The organism is Amphritea sp., from assembly GCF_050300915.1.
Lineage (GTDB): Bacteria > Pseudomonadota > Gammaproteobacteria > Pseudomonadales > Balneatricaceae > Amphritea.
Genome location: NZ_JBNKYN010000004.1, coordinates 26,001 through 41,625, shown reverse-complemented (window position 1 = coordinate 41,625; position 15,625 = coordinate 26,001). Strand labels below are relative to the sequence as shown.

Genomic DNA, 15,625 nt, shown 5'->3' with positions numbered 1-15,625 from the left:
ATCAATGTGCAGAGAAAAAATACGGTTGACCGGACACTTTTAAGGAGTTACCGATGGCGAAGGATATACTCATGGCCCGACAGCCAATTTTTGATGCAACTCTCAACGTTGTTGCGTATGAATTGCTCTACCGTGACAGAGATTGTCAGTCCTACTGCCCCATGATTGATGGTAACAGTGCTACCTCTCAGGTGCTGTTAAACAATTACACCAGTATCTGTCGGGCTGGCAAACTGTCAACGCTCCCGGTGTTCATCAACCTCACCGAAGAGATGCTGAAGTCAAATCATATTCCAGAGATATCCCGTAAACATATCGTGCTTGAAATTCTTGAGGGGATGGACGTTGATGACATGCTTATCTCAAGCATACAGCGTTATATTGATGCGGGTTATCGTATGGCACTGGATGACTTTATCTACAGCCCTCAGTACGACCCGATTCTGCAAATGGTTCACATCGTCAAGCTGGATCTACTGCAGTTAAGCGACGCAGAGCTAGTCCGACATGTCGAGCTTCTCAAGCCCTTTAACGTTACCCTGCTGGCCGAAAAAATTGAAACCCTCGAAGAGTTTGACCGTTGCAAAGCGCTGGGGTTTAAACTCTTTCAGGGATATTTTCTGTGCCGGCCTCAAATCATTGAGGGGCGAAAACTCAGTTCCAGTGAAGTCGTAATGGTTCAGCTTTTGTCCCTGTTAGCCGACCCGAACGTGACAACAGCCGCGATTGAGGAGGTCGTTAAACGCGACCCGCAGCTGACCTATAAACTCCTTCGCATCGTCAACTCACCGCTGTTTAACCTGGTGAGAAAAATTGAAAGTCTTGGAGAAGCCGTAGTCATACTGGGCATCACAGAGATCAAACGCTGGTGCGCGCTGATCGCGTTTTCCGGTGAGATGGGAAAGCCGGATGAACTCACCCGACACACCCTTATCCGCGCCAGAATGTGCGAACTGATGGCCGCCTCTCTCGCTGGAATATCTGAGCCAAGCGCCTTCATGATGGGCATATTTGCAGGCCTTGATTCACTACTGGACACCCCTAAAGATGAAATCCTGCAACATGTTATTCTCAGTGACCAGCTGGTCTCCGCAATTCAGTTTGGTGAAGGTGTATATGGTGAACTGCTGACCACTGTGGACAGCTATATAATGGGAGAGTGGAACGCACTTCCAGAAAGCTATTCTGCAAAGACTCTCAATCAGGCTTATCTGGACAGTATCGTCTGGGTTAGAGAGTCGATGGGAAAATTAGCTTAAACGTACCCGAAATCGTTTCGTTCTTCGCCTGATGATCTCTCTTCAACAAACCAGGCTACTCGTTACTGTAGATAGCACCTCAGCAAGACCAATCTATCTGATAAAGTTTGTTTATCAGATAGGTAAGCGATTATTCATTAGACAGTCAGCAGCGGTCACGTAACAATACGCTAAACATCGATAATAGCTAAGATTCTATCAGGAGCACGACATATACCATGAGCACAATGATGCCGCTGGACCAATTTCAGCAACTACGTCACGTTGACGCGATCATTGAGAAAGCCGCAAACAGCTGGTGGGTTTACCGTCGTACTATCGGATATAACGGGGCTCTGAGTTCAACGGCGCGTGTGGTGTTCTTCGGTCGCAGCAAAGCGCAGGTTGAACAGTGGATGGCTACGCAGTAGTCACACAACAGGTTTCATAACTGAGTTCTGATCATCTGCAGAGTTTCAGTTAACTGGCTGGCCAGTGATCCTGGACAGCCGCCCCTACCCCTGCGATTCAGACACTTTTCTGAATACTTTCCTGAGCGCTGTCGCCCACTTATCTCAGTAGGGTCTAAGCTATTACCTTATCAGAACAACTTAACGTCACCTGACAAGCACGGTACACAGTTAAATTGTCAGGCTATCCCTTTCCGGCTCTGCTTTCTCTGAAAGCAGAGCGCCAGAAAACTTTATATTATTGCCGCCGAGCGGCCCGCAGACTAAGGCTTAACCGATGAAAAAAGAGATGACTCCTTTTCAGATCCGCCAGCAGATTCGCAGCGGTGAATTTACCAGCAATACCTCCGGCTATGGACAGGGTTTCGTACAGGGAAACCTGGCAATTATGCCGAAAGAGTGGGCCAATGACTTTCTTATGTTTTGCCAGAAGAATCCTAAGCCCTGTCCGATTGTTGGCATGTCCAGCCAGCCAGGTGAGTTCATGCTTGATGATCTCGGTCAGGACATAGATATCCGCACCGATGTTCCTAAATACCGTATTTACGAGAACGGCATTCTGACGCAAGAAGTTACCGACCTGAAACCCTACTGGCGTGATGACCTGGTGACCTTCGTGCTGGGTTGCTCATTCTCTTTTGAAGAAGCACTGATTGCCGATGGTCTGGAAGTGCGCAACATCACTGAAGGCGTCAACGTACCGATGTATCGCACCAATATCGAGTGCAAAAGTGCAGGACGTTTCAGTGGCACCACGGTTGTCAGCATGCGTCCAATGAAAGCTGCTGATGCGATTCGCGCGGTACAGATCTGCACCCGCTTCCCCTCAGTACACGGCGCCCCCCTGCATCTGGGCGATCCGTCTCAGATCGGTATCCGTGATATCAACACCCCCGACTTCGGCGATGCCGTTACCATTAAAGAGGGTGAACTACCGGTATTCTGGGCCTGCGGGGTAACCCCTCAGGTGGCCATTGAACAGGCTAAGCCTGAACTCTGTATCACCCACAGCCCTGGCCACATGCTGATTACTGATCTGCCTAACAGCCACCTGGCTGTGCTGTAACAGGAGGACTGAATATGTCTTTACGACTTAACTGTGATCTGGGTGAAAGCTTTGGTTCCTGGAAGATGGGTCTCGATGAAGCGGTGATGCCGCATATCGACCAGGCCAATATCGCCTGCGGATTTCACGCGGGTGATCCTCTGGTATTACAAAAAACACTGACGCTGGCAAAAGCTAACAACGTTACTATCGGTGCGCACCCCGGCTACCCTGACCTGGTCGGTTTTGGCCGTCGCAGCATCAAAGCATCTGCTGCCGAACTCAAAGCGATGCTGCATTATCAGATTGCCGCAATTGATGGCATGGCGCAAACCCAGGGGCTGGCACTGACGTACGTTAAACCCCATGGTGCGATGTACAACGATATGATGGCCGATACCACTATTCGCGCCGCCATTATGCAGGCAGTGGCGGAATATCACCGCCCACTGGTGCTGATGTTGCAAAGCACCCCTCAGGCAGAGCAACACCAACAGGAAGCAGACAGCATCGGCCTTGAACTCTGGTTTGAAATCTTTGCCGACCGTTGCTATGACGATGATGGCAAGCTGCTGGCCCGGACGAAGCCCGGCGCAGTGCACAGCAAAGAGAAGATGCTCGCCCAGGTTAAGCAATTGAAAGAACAGGGTACCGTTACCACCGTTAGCGGCGAAATCCTGACGCTTCGCGCTGATACCCTGTGCGTCCACGGCGATAATATGGACGGCGTTAACGCCATCCAGGAAATTCGCGGGTTGATCAGTTCATGAATACAGCCTGTAATAATGTCCGCATCGAAGTCGCTGGCGAAAACGCCCTGATTATCTATTTCGGTGATAAAACCGATCCCCGGGTGTCTGCCCAGGTACAGCAGGCCGTTACCATTCTCGAGAGCGAACTAAGCGGTAAACTGATCGATATGGTGCCCTCCTATGCGTCACTGCTGGTGATCTACGATCAGCTGGCCACCGATCATCTGGCCGTACGCAGCTGCATTCGAAAAGTGCTGGGTCAGTTGGGAGAGTGTGACAGTAGCGAAGGCAACCTGGTAATCCTGCCGGCCTATTACAGCACCGAATCAGGACCAGACCTTGAAGCACTGGCGCAACGGGCAGATCTGAGTATTGAAGAGGTAATCAAAATACACAGCGAGATGGAATACCGGGTTTACGCCATCGGCTTTGCCCCCGGTTTTGCCTATCTGGGTGAAGTGGATGAGCGCATTGCTGCGCCCCGTCTGTCCACCCCAAGAACTAAAGTGCCCCGTGGCGCCATCGCGATTGCCGACCGCCAGACCGCAGTTTACCCAGCGGTCTCACCCGGCGGCTGGAATCTGATCGGCCTCTGTCCAACACCGATGTTCGATCCTAAGGCGACTCCGACCATGCCGGTGCAGGTAGGTGACCGGATCCGCTTTAATCCGATCAGCCAGGAAGAGTTCTTTGCCCAGGGCGGCGAACTGGGAGAGATCAGATGAACGGCTTTAAAGTAATACAACCTGGCCTGCTGACACTGATTCAGGATGCTGGCCGCTTTGGCCATCATCGTATCGGCCTGACCACTGGTGGTCCGCTGGACTCGCTGGCGTTTAAATGGGCTAACCGTTTAGTGGATAACCCGATGAACAGCACCGCGCTGGAAATCAGTTTCGGGGGTCTGGTATTGGAAGCAGAGACAGACGCGCAGATCGTGCTGGCCGGAGCAGAGATGCCCCTGAAGATTAACGGCGTTGAACAGGAACGCTGGCATGCGCATAAGGTTAAAGCGGGCGACAAGATCGAAGTCGGTTTTTCAGCCCAGGGGGCCCGCGCTTATCTCGCGGTGAGCGGAGGCTTTCAGGTCGAACACAGCTTTTCCAGTAGCGCCACCGTCACCCGTGAAGGGATTGGCGGCTTTAGCGGCGAAAAACTGCAACAAGGCGACTTTCTCCAATGTAACCCACCGGTAAAACATAAGGGCTATCGTTTGCCTGAGTCAGACCGGCCGGACTATCGTGACAATATCAGTCTGCGGGTTATCACCGGTTATCAACAGCACGCGTTCAGTGACTACCAGAAACGCCTGTTTTTCAGCAGCGAATATAAAGTCAGCGACCGGGCAGACCGCATGGGCTACCGTCTGGAAGGCCCAGAGGTGAAGCCCTCATTTGACGGAATCTTATCAGAAGGTATCTGCCACGGCGCGATTCAGATACCGGCCGATGGTCAGCCGATTGTGTTGTTGAATGATCGTCAGACCATTGGTGGCTACCCTAAGATCGGCTCAATGATCGCGATGGATACCGCCCGTATGGCGCAGATGATGCCCGGCTCACGCATCTCTTTTGATGAGATAACCATTGATGATGCCCATAACCTGCACTGCCTGGCACATATCCGGTTTAACAATACGCTTCCGGAGCCGGTTGAATAACCCGGCTCTGAAACAGCTAGATAACAGCGCCGGTCACTGTAGCACTCCGGCTAACGAACAGAATAAAGATGAGAGAACTCTCGATGTCACAGAATCAGATCAATGAAGTCGTACTCAGCAAACAGGTAGAAGACCTGTTGGTATCCCGCAACCTGCGCGGCATGAAAACGGTCCAGCCAGCACTGTCTACCGGTTACTATCTGCGGGCAGCACGCACCCTGTATAAGTGCAGAGGCCATGTGCTGATCGGCACCGGATTTCCGGTGGTAGACACCTTTGAAACCGATGGCCCTTTGGGTGCTATCGCCCTCTATGACGCTCTGGAAAAACTGGGAGCGACCCCCGTTATCGTCTGTGGCCCACCGGTTTCTCAGGCGCTGATGGACAAATACCGGGTGCATGAGATCCGTGTGGGTGAGCACCAGGAACGCACCCTGGAAGCGTTCAAGGCGCTCTACAACTACAACCCGGATGCAGTGTTGTCGATTGAACGTCCGGGACAAGCTGAAGATGGTGGTTACTACAATATGCGCGGTGAAAGCATCAGCGCACGCACTGCCTGTTTCGACACCTTCGTTAACAATGCTAAATGCCCAACCATCGGCATCGGCGATGGTGGCAACGAGATCGGTATGGGTAATATCACCGAAGCGATTAAAGGGCTGGATATCACCCCGGCAGCAACCCGTGTTGATGAACTGCTGATCGCCGACGTATCCAACTGGGGTGCTTACGGTCTGATCACCTTCTTCAGCCTGTGGAGCGGCCGCGACCTGCTGGGTGAGATCGATCCATTAGCGATTATCGAATATCTGTCTAAGCTGGGTAGTGTTGACGGTGTCACCCGGATTAACCAGCTCACCGAAGATGGCCTGCCGCTGTCCGAGGGCGACAGTGTGATCGCCGGGCTACGGGCGCTGATCGGTTACACCAACTGATTTCATGCATCATTAAAAAAACCGCCGATGGCGGTTTTTTTTTGTGTCAGAATCAGCTTATTCAGATCACCAGAAACAAGCCAAACAACAACAGAGACCACAGCCCAATGCCCAACAGAATCCAGATGAAGTTCCAGACGGTGATAGTCGCATTAGATTCGCCCTGGGGATCTCCACTGGCGATATTAGCCGCACACTGAGCACGATAAAGCGCCCAGATAGTCACAGGTAACAGCGCTAACGACAGCAGATCAGTATAGGGCGAGCCAATCTCTTTGGAAGACAGGCTATCAAATACCTGAGTGACCACCGCGGTAATCACGTAGATCGTTGCCAGCGTCCCCGGTGACCATTGAAAATCAGCCCCCCTTTCCTTCAGACTGAGATCAAATTTCTTAAACAGGGAGTGAGTGAAAAATATCGCAAACAACGCACGGGGAACGGGCCAGACCTTTTCACCTGTCGATGTTCTGTATTGCTGCCAGTGCATGTAAAACCAATAAAGACTGTATAAACCCATCGTGGCAATACTGAGAATCAGATATTTGCTGGGTTTAACAATATAAAAACGGACCTGTGACGGCCCCTCATCGACCAGATTTGCCTTCGGCGCCTGATATACATCCATGTCCATACGTTCACCCACATTGAGTATTAATTCACCAAAAGGCTGATGATACCAAGCTTATATCTACCCCACCAGAGGGTTTTTGCAAGATGACAATCTCACTGCTGGTCAGCTTCTGATGGGGCGTCTGCCAGCCATACGCAACCCTCTGACAAGATTCTCTATTCACCCGATAGTTTTTTCAGCTGTAACTGATACTCAGAGATATCACCAATATTTTCAGCAACCCACTCGTCATCATAATAACTGTCCAGATAACGCTCACCGCCATCACAGATCAGGGTAACCAGAGAGCCTTGTTCTCCCCGCTGATGCATCTCGGCCGCCAGCGTCAGCATGCCCCAGAGATTGGTTCCGGTTGACGCCCCGGCTCTGCGGCCGGTTTGCTGTTCCAGCCAGCGCATCGCCGCCACCGACGCAACATCCGGCACCTTCAGCATCCGGTCGATCACCGTCGGCTGAAACGACTCTTCCGCCCGGGGGCGACCGATCCCTTCGATGCGACTCCCCTGCTTAAGCTCAATATTACGGTCGCCGGTCTGCCAGACATCATAGAAAACCGAATTTTCCGGGTCGACCGCCATCAGTGTCGTACTGAACCCCTTATAGCGAATATAGCGTCCCAGAGTTGCCGTGGTACCGCCGGTACCGGCACTCATGACAATGGCAGCAGGCACCGGGTGCGATTCCAGCTTCATCTGCCGGAAGATGCTCTCGGCAATGTTGCTATTGCCCCGCCAGTCGGTCGCCCGTTCTGCATATCGAAACTGATCCATAAAATGACCGTTACACTCTCCAGCTAGCGCCTGCGCAGCATCATGCATCTGTGTCGGGCAATCAACAAAGTGACACCGACCGCCGTAAAACTCAACCTGCCGGATTTTTGCTTTCGCCGTTTTACGGGGCATCACTGCGACAAAGGGAACGCCGATCATCCGGGCAAAATAGGCCTCCGATACAGCAGTACTGCCAGAGGAAGCCTCAATCACAGTGGTATCTTCATTAATCTGCCCATTACACAGCGCATAGAGAAACAGCGAACGGGCCAGACGATGCTTCAGACTGCCGGTGGGATGGCTGCTCTCATCTTTCAGGTACAGGTCAATTCCCGCCAGTGCAGGAATCTCCAGTTTAATCAGATGGGTATCCGCTGAACGCTGTGCATCCGCCTTTATCCGGGCGACCGCCTGTTCGCTCCACACACTCATAACTGCCACTCCTTAAATCATTGAATCAACAACCGCAGTATAGAGAGGAACAGAGAGATATTTTTTGCTTTATGCTGGCTAAAACCGTTACTTTGTAGAATAATTTTACCTATATAAGCACATATAAAGATTATTATTCTATGGACTCTACCGATAAGACAATTCTTACTCTTCTGCAGCAGGATGTGACCCTGCCCGTTTCCGATATCGCTGAACGGGTTAACCTGTCAACCACCCCCTGCTGGAAGCGGATCAAGCGGCTGGAAGAGCGCGGTGTAATTAAATCCCGGGTTGCCCTGCTGGATGCCGCCAAAGTCGGCGCGGGTGTTTCTGTCTTTGTGCATATTAAAACCCAGCAGCATGAACAGCGCTGGCTGACTCGCTTTGCCGAATCCATTGCCGCGTTTGATGAGGTGATGGAATGCTACCGCATGGCCGGTGAGTGGGACTATCTGCTGCGGGTGGCCACCAAAGATATTGAGTCCTTTGACCGCTTCTATAAAAAACTGATCAGTGAAGTCGAGGGGTTAACCGATGTCACTTCCAGTTTTGCCATGGAGGAGATAAAGTTCTCGACCCGACTGCCACTGACAAACTGCTGATGCAGTAAGCGCCGCTGTCATTCCCTGGGTTGCGCCGTGTCTATGCTTCAAAGTGGAGCGATGCTTCTATATAGTGACACCATAATCTGCCGAGCTTTGACTTATGCGCCTGAGAAACCTGAACACTTTTGTTAAAGTTGCCCGGCTGGGAAGCTTTCATGCCGCTGCCCAGCAACTGCATGCAACCCAACCGGCCATCTCAGCGCGCATTCACGCCTTAGAAGAGGAGCTGGGCGCGCAACTGTTTATCCGTGATAAAAGTGGCACCCGACTCTCCTCCCGTGGGGTCCAGCTGCTGCCCTACGCGGAGAAACTACTTGCGATCAGTCAGGAGATGAAGCAGCAGATCACCGATCAGAACCCACAGAAAGGCACCCTCAGGATAGGTATTACCGACACTCTGGCACACCTGTATCTGGCACCTCTGTTGCGGAACTGGCAGCAGCAACACCCGCTGATGTCATTTGAGCTAATCAGTGATGTTACCCTGACACTCACCCGGCAGCTGCAGGAGCATGAACTTGATCTTGCACTGATGGTCGCAGGCCATAGTGATCTGCCGGAGCTGGTGACAGAACCCCTGTGCAGCTATCCCCAATATTGGGTTGCAACCCCTGAACGTCTGGCCGGAAACCCGGTCAGCAGTGTCAAAGAACTGATTCGCTCCCCCATTCTCAGCTTTCCCCGCGATACCCGCCCCTGGGACTATCTGCAGCAACTGTTCCGCCCCCTGGATGAAACCCCGGTATTTCATACCTGCAGCTCGGTGGCTAACCTGCTGACACTGACGCTGGAAGGTGCAGGCATGGCACTACTGCCAGAGCCGGTCATTCGCACGCATCTGCAACAGGGACGGCTAACCCAGTTCAGCCCGGGCCCGAAGCCCCCTGAGCTGGCATTTTGCGCCTGCTGGAGGCTCGATGATGACAGGATTCTTCCCCAGCTTCTGGCGAAAAGCGGCCGGGAAGTTATTGTCAGCACAAGTCGCAAGCAGCACTAAAACGTCGTCTTTACCAGATCAACAACAGGGTTTACACCTAAATAATATAAATACACAACAATAAACCCTGCCACGAAAGACTATACAGATTTTTTTTCTTATCTTTCTACAGCTATTGCAACTTTTCCTCTTTTCTTAGAGACTGAGACCAACCCAAAAAGTCAGACAACCACAGAGAACCGCTTGCTATCAGCCAAAAGCACAGCACAGTTCTCTGTATAATCACGTGACCCGGAAGCTGCCCCAGATCGTTCAGGATCAAATTTTTGCAGCCACTCAGTGTCAAATTATTCCGGACCCTTGCACTGCGACTATACTGCCGTTGATATATTTTCTGTGGCATCTGTCGGGCAAAGTCCCTAACACGTTTTAAGGAAGGTTAATATGAGCATTGCTTACCTGAATGGCGAATACCTGCCACTAGAAGAAGCCCGCATCTCTCCACTGGATCGGGGTTTCCTGTTCGGTGACGGTATCTACGAAGTTATCCCATACTACAACGGTAAATCTGTTGGTCTGATGCCTCATATCAACCGTATGATCAACGGCCTGGCTGCAATCGAGATCAAGAACAAGCACACTGCTGAAGAGTGGAAAACCCTGCTGGACGACCTGATCGCCAAAAACAGCGATCTGGGCGAAAACCTGGGTGTCTATGTGCACGTTTCCCGTGGTACTGACGTGAAGCGCTACCACGCTTACCCAGAAGGTGTAGAGCCTACAATTTTCTGTTTTGCGTTTGGCATTAAAGACCCTGAGCCGGTTGACCGCACTCAGGTACACCAGTACAGCATGATCTCCACTGAAGATCTGCGCTGGAAGCGTTGCCACATCAAATCGACTGCGCTGCTGGGCAACGTTATCCACTTCCAGGAAGGCTACTCTGCCGGTAACGACGAAGCATTGCTGTACAACGCCAAAGGCGAACTGACCGAAGGTAGCTCTTGTAACGCATTCATCGTCAAAGATGGCGTGATTATCACCCCTATTCAGGACAACCAGATCCTGCCGGGTATTACCCGCCGCATCATCATCGACAGCATCAAGGCAGACGGCTCTCTGAAAGTTGAAGAGCGTACCGTCACTATGGATGAAGTGCGTAATGCAGATGAGCTGTGGATCACCTCCTCTTCCAAGGAGATCGCCCCGGTGACCAAACTGGATGGCAAGCCAATCGGTAACGGTGAAGTCGGTGAAATCTGGGAAAAAGCGTTCCAGATTTACACTGCCTCTAAGTTTGATTTCTGATTGATAGCAGACTGAATACTAAAAACGCACCGGCCGGTGCGTTTTTTTATGCCTGATGCAAAGACGTCGCCTTCGCTATCAATCGTTTAACCGCCGCGCTTGCATTTGCCAGACGCCGCTCACCTGCCCCCTCAACTATTTCAAAAGGACGACCTAAGCGCTTAATCTCCTGCAAGTGACGCTGGTAAAGCTGTTCCCGGTCATCCGGATTTTGCCGCAACGGATCCGGCTCCCAGGGAAGATCAGGCTTACATAACAGATACACATGAGATGATTCCATCCCGATTCCGGCGCTGATTACCTCAGGGCAGCAGCCAAAAACCACTTCAGCCCAGATTTTATAGTTGATCAGATCAGTATCAAAAATACCCAGGGCAGCATCACAACTCACTTCTGTCTGCTGATATTGCTGATGCAGCACACTCAACCGGGTTAACCCTGCAAGGTCATAGTCCGGGCCATATTGCTCCAGATAATAGCGGGCATACTCCAGCGCATAGGGCAGTTTCAGCGTCCTGCCCAGATATTCAGTCAGTGTACTTTTGCCGGACGATTCTGCCCCCGTAATCACAATCCGCACTAGCGATTTCCTGCAGTAACTGACTGCAGACGCGATGATTCAATCCTCTGGGCTTGATGCCACTGCATCCAGCCGTAAAGCCCCAGCCCGAGAAAAATCGCATACTGAAATGAGTAGATAGGGGCTTCTTTAATCCAGTAGATATAGATGCCGAGCACGTTGACGATACACCAGCCCACCCAGTTCTCCATCCGTTTACGGGCCTGCAGAAACTGCGCAAAAAAGCTTAATACGGTGGTCACTGAGTCCAGCCATAACAACGAAGGCTGCGGTATCCAGCTGATTTTTTCTGCCAGCACCGAGATACTCAGGCCCCAGCCAAGAATACAGAGTGCAGCGGCGGCAACCAGGAACAGTTGCTGTTTCGGTGACAACCATTGAGGTACAAACGGCCCCTGCTCCACGGCGGAACCCCGTTTAATCCACACTATCCAGCAATACAGCTGAATAGGTATATAGGCAAGATAGAGAATACCATCAGAGACCAGCTGCCACTCAGTAATTGCCAGCCAGGCGGAGATAGACGCCCAGAGGATACCCAGCGGCCAGCCAAGGATGTTTTGCCGGGCAATCAGGATAACACCACAAATCGCACTCATTGTTGCAATAATTTCGAGAGGGGTGCTGCCAAACAGCTGCAGCCACTCAATAGTAGCCAGAAGGTTATTTTCCATATCGGTATTTCATATTTCTCGAAGGACAGAATGTGGCAGTTTGATATTTGGGCGAAGCGACGCCGAACGAAGCACACTATAACCCAGGATGCGCTTCAATAGGACACTTCGCTGATAATTCAGGCAGCAAAACGCCTGCACACAGCAGGCGTTTATCGTTGCTGATGGCCTGTTAGCCGAGCGCGGGATAATCAGTATACCCTTCCGCCCCCGACGCGTGGAACAGTTCAAAACGCGGCGGATTCAGCTCAGCATTCAGCTGCAGTCGTTTTGGCAGATCCGGGTTGGCAATAAATGCAATACCGAATGCAACGGCATCCGCCTTACCATCCACAAGCCACTGATTAGCCTGCGCTTTGGTGAACTTTTCATTGGCGATCACCGGACCTCCAAACAGCTGCTTTAAGTAGGGTGTCAGACTATCTTCCCCCTCCAGCTCGCGGGTTGAAATAAAGGCGATACCGCGTTTACCCAACTCCGTGGCGACATAGCCAAAGGTCTCCCGGGGATTTGAATCGCCCATATCGTGGGCATCCATCCGCGGTGAAAGGTGCACAGCAACCCGCTCTTTACCCCAGACATCAATACAGGCATCGGTGACTTCCAGCATCAGCCGGGCTCGATTTTCCAGTGAGCCACCATATTCATCGTCCCGCAGGTTAGTTTTATCCTGCAGAAACTGATCCAGCAGATAACCATTAGCGCCGTGTACATGTACACCGTCAAAGCCCGCCGCCCTGGCATTAACAGCGCCCTGACGATAAGCTTCAACGACCGCTTTAATCTCGTTCAACTCTAATGCTCGGGGCTGTTCATAATCCTTCTTTGGACGCAGCAGGCTCACATGACCCGCGGGACGCAGCGCACTTGGGGCAACCGGCAGTTCACCACCCAGGTAAACCGGGTCAGAGATACGCCCGACATGCCACAACTGCATAAAAATAAGACCGCCTGCCTGATGCACTGCGTCGGTGATCAGCTTCCAGCCCTCCACCTGTTCATCAGACCAGATTCCCGGCGTATTAGGATAACCAACCCCCATCGGCGTGACCGAGGTCGCTTCCGAGAGAATCAGGCCCGCACTGCTGCGCTGCTGATAGTACTCAGCCATCAATGCGTTTGGCACCCGCCCTTCACTGGCACGGCAACGGGTTAAAGGGGACATAACAATACGGTTCTTCAGGGTCAGATCACCCAGAGTCAGTGGATCAAATAAGGTTGTCATCGGTCATCTATCTCCTACAAAAGCTGTTCAATAAAGATGGGGCTGCGATAAAAAGCCTATGGCTTAAAGTTGTTCATTCAAACGCGACAGGAAATCCTGAATCACCGCTTCATTGCGGGTGAAAAAACTCCACTGCCCGACCTTTTTACTACTGATAAAGCCGGCCCGTTGCAGTGTCGCCAGGTGAGCTGATACGGTGGACTGCGACAGACCGGTTTTCTGATCAATCATACCGGCGCACACCCCCAGATTCAGTGAGTGCTGCTGGTCAGCAAAAAAGATGTCTGGCTGTTTCAACCAGTTAAGAATATCCCTGCGCACCGGGTGTGACAGGGCCTTGATCATCTCATCAAGTTCGGCAGTGCTCATCTGATTCCTTGTTACTGTTTTATGATTAACATAATTAGCGACTATATTTATTAATCGCGATAAAACGAAATATATATCGTAATATTTCGATATACAACCTTCTTGTTACTGAAGATCATCTGACAGTGTCAATTTCCAGGTGATCACAACAAAGACAAGCACCACAATAAAATCTTCCCAATACTACAGATTTGGTTTATCTATTAATGGGTTAAGCAACTACAATGGTCTGTATGAAAAAACTTTCTAGTGCTTCAATACCCTCTCCAGGATTTACCCTGAGGGTTGTATAGCGGAGACATAGCTTGAAAAAAAAGCCTGTTAGCCTGACCCAAGAGACGCTGCAGGACTTTCTTAACACGATGCCAGCGGTACTCTATGAATATGTGCTGTTTACAAAAGAGTACAGTGAACTCCTGTATATGAGCCCCACCTCACTGGATATCTTAGGCCACCCTCCCGACTATTTTATAGCAGACACCCAACGCTTATGGACCATCGTGCATCCAGACGATATTGATCAGCTCAGAGCTGAAGACCTGAAATCAGTGAGCGGCAAAGACGTTTTTGTGTCACAGGTGCGGGTGATTTTACCCTCCGGTCAGTTAAAATGGGTTCTGATTAACTCCAGACCCACCCTGCGGAAAAAGCACGGAGCAACCATCTGGTGCGGTTATATTACCGATATCAGTGCGCAGAAAAGCGCAGAGCAGGAAGTGGCACTACGGACAGCGCAACTGCTGGAAAGCGAGACCAAACTGAAGCACCTCAATGAGGCTCTGGAAAAGTTAGCCGTGCTGGACGGGATGACAGGGATTGCAAACCGGCGCGCCTTCGATAGCCGACTTGAGGATGAATGGAGCCGGTGCCAGCGGGAGAAACACCCTCTCTCACTGATTATGATCGATGTTGATTTTTTTAAGCAATACAACGATCACTACGGTCACTTAGCGGGGGATGACTGTCTTAAAATGATAGCAAAAGCATTATCATGCATAGCAAAACGAGAATCTGATTTTTGCGCCCGCTTTGGTGGCGAAGAGTTTGTACTGCTTCTACCCAATACAACTCTGCCAGCAGCACAGCAAATGGCAGAGGATTGTCGGGAGAAAATATACCAGTTGAGTATCGCTCATGAGTCATCAGAAGCCTGCCATGTGATCTCCATCAGTGCCGGCGTCAGCTCAACCCTGGCAAGCCGTAATGAAACCCCACTATCACTGATCGAAACCGCCGACCAGGCGCTTTATCAGGCCAAGATGAATGGCCGGAACCGGGTGGAAAGCAGCCATTTTAGTCCGAGTCAGGTAAAACATCTGACAGACTGCGATCATTAACGTTTTTTCATGGAGGAAGAGATGACCCCCAACGAGATCGGCCAGGCTTACAACAGCATCACTCACCTGTGGCAAAGCGAAAAATTCAACCGCACCAATGGTATTGCCCAACATGAGCGGGCGATTGCCTTTACCCGACAACAGAAAACCGCTTTAGATGTCGGCTGCGGTTGTACCGGCAGGTTCATTGATCTGTTGCAGGGAAAAGGTTTTGCAATTGAAGGGGTAGATATCTCAGATGAGATGATCCGGCTGGCCCGACAACGCCATCCGCAGATCCGCTTTCACCATCAGGATATCTGTGACTGGGCATTGCCGCAAAGCTATGACTTTATCACCGCCTGGGACAGCATCTGGCATGTCCCCCTTGAACAGCAGGAAGCGCTGATGACAAAGCTTTTTAATAGCCTTAACCCGGGCGGGGTGTGTATCTTTTCCTGCGGTGGTACCGATACGCCTGATGAGAACAGCGATAGTTTTATGGGGCCTGAAGTTTATTACGCCACCTTAGGCATCCCCGGCTTCCTGAAAGTGATTGACGCTTCAGGCTGTATCTGTCGCCACCTGGAGTTTGACCAGCACCCGGAATTGCATGCGTACTTTATTGTCCAGAAACCGGAAAAAGCGGTCAGCACGCCCTGATTTAGTGCA

General features: G+C 51.3%; 18 protein-coding genes. 12 read left to right on the top strand and 6 right to left on the bottom strand.

The genetic code is table 11. The features are described from left to right. Positions 1-53: 53 nt before the first annotated feature. From ACQY8X_RS01770 to ACQY8X_RS01740, 7 genes are all read left to right on the top strand, one after another. Complete coding sequence (locus ACQY8X_RS01770) at positions 54-1,259, top strand: EAL and HDOD domain-containing protein (protein ID WP_428033421.1); 1,206 nt, start codon at positions 54-56, stop codon at positions 1,257-1,259. Positions 1,260-1,477: 218 nt separating this feature from the next. Next, on the top strand, positions 1,478-1,669 hold the full coding sequence (locus ACQY8X_RS01765) for a hypothetical protein (RefSeq protein WP_428033420.1): 192 nt from the start codon (positions 1,478-1,480) through the stop codon (positions 1,667-1,669). 316 nt (positions 1,670-1,985) lie between these two features. Beyond that, positions 1,986-2,774 carry a putative hydro-lyase gene (locus ACQY8X_RS01760; protein ID WP_428033419.1) on the top strand — a complete coding sequence of 263 codons (789 nt, stop codon included), beginning with the start codon at positions 1,986-1,988 and terminating at the stop codon, positions 2,772-2,774. Positions 2,775-2,788: 14 nt separating this feature from the next. Beyond that, on the top strand, positions 2,789-3,523 hold the full coding sequence (locus tag ACQY8X_RS01755; RefSeq protein WP_428033418.1) for a 5-oxoprolinase subunit PxpA: 735 nt from the start codon (positions 2,789-2,791) through the stop codon (positions 3,521-3,523). After that, a complete protein-coding gene (gene pxpB / locus ACQY8X_RS01750; protein ID WP_428033417.1) occupies positions 3,520-4,230 on the top strand; it encodes a 5-oxoprolinase subunit PxpB in 711 nt (236 codons plus the stop codon). Before ACQY8X_RS01755 ends, pxpB begins: the two co-directional genes overlap by 4 nt. Next, positions 4,227-5,165: a biotin-dependent carboxyltransferase family protein gene (locus ACQY8X_RS01745; protein WP_428033416.1), complete on the top strand. Its 939-nt coding sequence runs from the start codon at positions 4,227-4,229 to the stop codon at positions 5,163-5,165. Before pxpB ends, ACQY8X_RS01745 begins: the two co-directional genes overlap by 4 nt. Before the next feature lie 83 nt (positions 5,166-5,248). Then, positions 5,249-6,103, top strand: coding sequence for a DUF4392 domain-containing protein (locus ACQY8X_RS01740; RefSeq protein ID WP_428033415.1), 855 nt, complete (start codon positions 5,249-5,251; stop codon positions 6,101-6,103). Between the two features lie 61 nt (positions 6,104-6,164). On the opposite strand, the gene ACQY8X_RS01735 is transcribed toward ACQY8X_RS01740, so the two are convergent. Further along, complete coding sequence (locus ACQY8X_RS01735) at positions 6,165-6,737, bottom strand: hypothetical protein (RefSeq protein WP_428033414.1); 573 nt, start codon at positions 6,735-6,737, stop codon at positions 6,165-6,167. A 155-nt stretch (positions 6,738-6,892) separates the two neighbouring features. Beyond that, on the bottom strand, positions 6,893-7,939 hold the full coding sequence (locus tag ACQY8X_RS01730) for a PLP-dependent cysteine synthase family protein (RefSeq protein ID WP_428033413.1): 1,047 nt from the start codon (positions 7,937-7,939) through the stop codon (positions 6,893-6,895). Between the two features lie 140 nt (positions 7,940-8,079). Between ACQY8X_RS01730 and ACQY8X_RS01725 the strand changes: the two genes are divergently transcribed. The 3 genes from ACQY8X_RS01725 to ACQY8X_RS01715 all read left to right on the top strand — a co-directional run bounded on the left by ACQY8X_RS01725 (position 8,080) and on the right by ACQY8X_RS01715 (position 10,789). Continuing rightward, positions 8,080-8,541, top strand: coding sequence for an Lrp/AsnC family transcriptional regulator (locus ACQY8X_RS01725; protein ID WP_428033412.1), 462 nt, complete (start codon positions 8,080-8,082; stop codon positions 8,539-8,541). Positions 8,542-8,644: 103 nt separating this feature from the next. Further along, positions 8,645-9,541: a LysR family transcriptional regulator gene (locus ACQY8X_RS01720; RefSeq protein WP_428033411.1), complete on the top strand. Its 897-nt coding sequence runs from the start codon at positions 8,645-8,647 to the stop codon at positions 9,539-9,541. Between the two features lie 384 nt (positions 9,542-9,925). Continuing rightward, a complete protein-coding gene (locus ACQY8X_RS01715; protein WP_428033410.1) occupies positions 9,926-10,789 on the top strand; it encodes an aminotransferase class IV in 864 nt (287 codons plus the stop codon). 46 nt (positions 10,790-10,835) lie between these two features. Here ACQY8X_RS01715 and ACQY8X_RS01710 read toward each other — a convergent pair whose 3' ends face one another. From ACQY8X_RS01710 to ACQY8X_RS01695, 4 genes are all read right to left on the bottom strand, one after another. Further along, positions 10,836-11,369: an AAA family ATPase gene (locus ACQY8X_RS01710; protein ID WP_428033409.1), complete on the bottom strand. Its 534-nt coding sequence runs from the start codon at positions 11,367-11,369 to the stop codon at positions 10,836-10,838. Continuing rightward, positions 11,369-12,043 carry a nicotinamide riboside transporter PnuC gene (gene pnuC / locus ACQY8X_RS01705; protein ID WP_428033408.1) on the bottom strand — a complete coding sequence of 225 codons (675 nt, stop codon included), beginning with the start codon at positions 12,041-12,043 and terminating at the stop codon, positions 11,369-11,371. The genes ACQY8X_RS01710 and pnuC overlap by 1 nt, the downstream gene beginning before the upstream one ends. Positions 12,044-12,215: 172 nt before the next feature. Continuing rightward, on the bottom strand, positions 12,216-13,268 hold the full coding sequence (locus tag ACQY8X_RS01700; RefSeq protein ID WP_428033407.1) for an alkene reductase: 1,053 nt from the start codon (positions 13,266-13,268) through the stop codon (positions 12,216-12,218). Between the two features lie 63 nt (positions 13,269-13,331). Continuing rightward, positions 13,332-13,637 carry an ArsR/SmtB family transcription factor gene (locus tag ACQY8X_RS01695; protein ID WP_428033406.1) on the bottom strand — a complete coding sequence of 102 codons (306 nt, stop codon included), beginning with the start codon at positions 13,635-13,637 and terminating at the stop codon, positions 13,332-13,334. Between the two features lie 305 nt (positions 13,638-13,942). Here ACQY8X_RS01695 and ACQY8X_RS01690 point away from each other — a divergent pair, with 305 nt between their 5' ends. Both ACQY8X_RS01690 and ACQY8X_RS01685 read left to right on the top strand, forming a co-directional pair. After that, positions 13,943-14,974: a diguanylate cyclase domain-containing protein gene (locus tag ACQY8X_RS01690; protein ID WP_428033405.1), complete on the top strand. Its 1,032-nt coding sequence runs from the start codon at positions 13,943-13,945 to the stop codon at positions 14,972-14,974. A 21-nt stretch (positions 14,975-14,995) separates the two neighbouring features. Further along, positions 14,996-15,616, top strand: a complete 621-nt coding sequence (locus ACQY8X_RS01685; protein WP_428033404.1) for a class I SAM-dependent methyltransferase — start codon at positions 14,996-14,998, stop codon at positions 15,614-15,616. The last annotated feature ends 9 nt before the right edge of the window (positions 15,617-15,625 follow it).

What these genes read in the sequence shown, in the direction of transcription:
- ACQY8X_RS01770 (WP_428033421.1), top strand. Translation starts at nt 54, where the DNA reads ATGGCGAAGGATATACTCATGGCCCGACAGCCAATTTTTGATGCAACT.
- ACQY8X_RS01765 (WP_428033420.1), top strand. Translation starts at nt 1,478, where the DNA reads ATGAGCACAATGATGCCGCTGGACCAATTTCAGCAACTACGTCACGTT.
- ACQY8X_RS01760 (WP_428033419.1), top strand. Translation starts at nt 1,986, where the DNA reads ATGAAAAAAGAGATGACTCCTTTTCAGATCCGCCAGCAGATTCGCAGC.
- ACQY8X_RS01755 (WP_428033418.1), top strand. Translation starts at nt 2,789, where the DNA reads ATGTCTTTACGACTTAACTGTGATCTGGGTGAAAGCTTTGGTTCCTGG.
- pxpB (WP_428033417.1), top strand. Translation starts at nt 3,520, where the DNA reads ATGAATACAGCCTGTAATAATGTCCGCATCGAAGTCGCTGGCGAAAAC.
- ACQY8X_RS01745 (WP_428033416.1), top strand. Translation starts at nt 4,227, where the DNA reads ATGAACGGCTTTAAAGTAATACAACCTGGCCTGCTGACACTGATTCAG.
- ACQY8X_RS01740 (WP_428033415.1), top strand. Translation starts at nt 5,249, where the DNA reads ATGTCACAGAATCAGATCAATGAAGTCGTACTCAGCAAACAGGTAGAA.
- ACQY8X_RS01735 (WP_428033414.1), bottom strand. Translation starts at nt 6,737, where the DNA reads ATGGACATGGATGTATATCAGGCGCCGAAGGCAAATCTGGTCGATGAG.
- ACQY8X_RS01730 (WP_428033413.1), bottom strand. Translation starts at nt 7,939, where the DNA reads ATGAGTGTGTGGAGCGAACAGGCGGTCGCCCGGATAAAGGCGGATGCA.
- ACQY8X_RS01725 (WP_428033412.1), top strand. Translation starts at nt 8,080, where the DNA reads ATGGACTCTACCGATAAGACAATTCTTACTCTTCTGCAGCAGGATGTG.
- ACQY8X_RS01720 (WP_428033411.1), top strand. Translation starts at nt 8,645, where the DNA reads ATGCGCCTGAGAAACCTGAACACTTTTGTTAAAGTTGCCCGGCTGGGA.
- ACQY8X_RS01715 (WP_428033410.1), top strand. Translation starts at nt 9,926, where the DNA reads ATGAGCATTGCTTACCTGAATGGCGAATACCTGCCACTAGAAGAAGCC.
- pnuC (WP_428033408.1), bottom strand. Translation starts at nt 12,043, where the DNA reads ATGGAAAATAACCTTCTGGCTACTATTGAGTGGCTGCAGCTGTTTGGC.
- ACQY8X_RS01700 (WP_428033407.1), bottom strand. Translation starts at nt 13,268, where the DNA reads ATGACAACCTTATTTGATCCACTGACTCTGGGTGATCTGACCCTGAAG.
- ACQY8X_RS01695 (WP_428033406.1), bottom strand. Translation starts at nt 13,637, where the DNA reads ATGAGCACTGCCGAACTTGATGAGATGATCAAGGCCCTGTCACACCCG.
- ACQY8X_RS01685 (WP_428033404.1), top strand. Translation starts at nt 14,996, where the DNA reads ATGACCCCCAACGAGATCGGCCAGGCTTACAACAGCATCACTCACCTG.